The sequence below is a fragment of the Duganella rhizosphaerae genome, assembly GCF_040364205.1.
Classification (GTDB): Bacteria; Pseudomonadota; Gammaproteobacteria; order Burkholderiales; family Burkholderiaceae_D; genus Rugamonas; species Rugamonas rhizosphaerae.
The window spans coordinates 1-1,573 of sequence record NZ_BPWK01000057.1 but is presented as its reverse complement, the minus strand read 5'-3'; the positions used below and the strand labels follow the sequence as shown (position 1 = coordinate 1,573).

Here is a 1,573-nt window from a genome sequence, read left to right as displayed (position 1 = left end):
TTCCAGCGCGGCCGCCAGCTGCTCCAGCGCAGTCTGCATATAGGCGCACACGCGGCTGGCCGATGCCGACCGGTCGACCTGCGCCGTCAGCACGAAGCCCTCGCCCAGATCGTCCACCGACAGCGTGAGCGGATAGTTCGTGCGTTCTTCGCGGTCCACAATTTCGACGCCCTGCCAGGCTTCATCGTATTCATCCACGGAGTTTATGGCAGGCGCGCTGTGACGATAATTCAACAGAGACGAGAACAGCGGCAGCGGCGCCCGCACCGCGCTGCAGCGCTGCGCCAGCGCCAATGGCGCGTGCTCGTGCCGCAGCAACTGCGTCAGCAGCGCGTGCGTGCCGCGTACGCCGCTGGCCACACCCTGATCGCCGATGCTGATCCGCACCGGCAGCGTATTGATGAACATGCCCAGCACCCGGTCGGCGCCGGCGCCGCCCTGCATGCGCCCGAACAGCACCGTGCCGAACACCACGTCCTGGCGGCCCGTCAGTTTCGACAGCACCTGCGCCCAGGCCAGATGCATCAAGCTGGCCACGCTCACGCCCAGCGCGCGCGCCTGCGCACGCAGCGTCTCCGCCAGGCCGTCCGGCAGCACCAGCCGCGCCTCGTCCAGTTCAGCTGACCCACCTTGCACGTCGAGCAGGCCGTATGGCGCGCTCGGCTCGTCGATATCGGACAGCATCCGAGTAAAGAAGGCTTCATGTTCCGCGGTGCTCACACCCAGGCGCGCCTGCGCGACGAAATTCCTGAACGGCAGCGCCGGAGCCAGTTCGGCCGCGCGGTCCTGCTGAATCATCCGGATCTCCTCGACCAGGATATCCAATGCCGTGTGGTCGATCGCCAGGTGGTGCGTCAGCAGTTGCAGCAGCCAGCGGCCGTTGGTGCGGTCTTCGCTGAAGAATCCGCGCATCAACGGCGCTTCGCGTACGTCCACGCGGTAGTGGCGCGGATCGTAGGCCTGGCCCAGTTGTTCGGCGATCTCGCCGTTGGCCGCGTCGAACGCCGCTTCATCGACCGACAGCGGCGCCTTGCGCCACACCACTTGCACCGGTTCGGCCAGGCCGTCCCACAGCACGCCAGTGCGCAGGATGTCGTGGCGGTCGATCACCGTTTGCAGCGTCGCCAGGAAGCCATCCAGGCGCGCACGCGTATCGAACTCGATCAGCGTCGGCAACAGGTAGGCGTCGCCGTCGCTTTGCATCATATGGTGGAACAAAATCCCTTCCTGCAGCGGCGCCAGGGGATAGATATCCTGGATATTGGCGGCGCCGCCCGGCACCGCCGCGACGATGCCGTCGATCTCCTGCTGGCTCAGTTGCACCAGCGGCAGCATGTCCGGCGTGATCGCCTCGCAACCGTCGACGATGCCGTTGGCCGGCACCACCACATCGACCGCACCGCCACCGGCGGCCAGCGCCGCGATGGTCGGCGTGCCGAACAGCGCACGCACGTCGGTCTGTACGCCGGCCCGGCGCATGCGCTCGATCAGCGCCACCGCCAGCAGCGAATGGCCGCCCAGCTCGAAGAAGTTGTCGTGCCGTCCGACCCGCTCCAGCTTGAGCAGCTCGGCC

At 67.3% G+C, this 1,573-nt stretch carries 1 protein-coding gene; it reads right to left on the bottom strand.

Going from position 1 to position 1,573, the window contains the following annotated elements; translation table 11 throughout:
• The coding region (locus tag RUGAMON1_RS32570; protein WP_445234410.1) for a condensation domain-containing protein at positions 1-1,573 on the bottom strand (1,573 nt) is incomplete at both ends.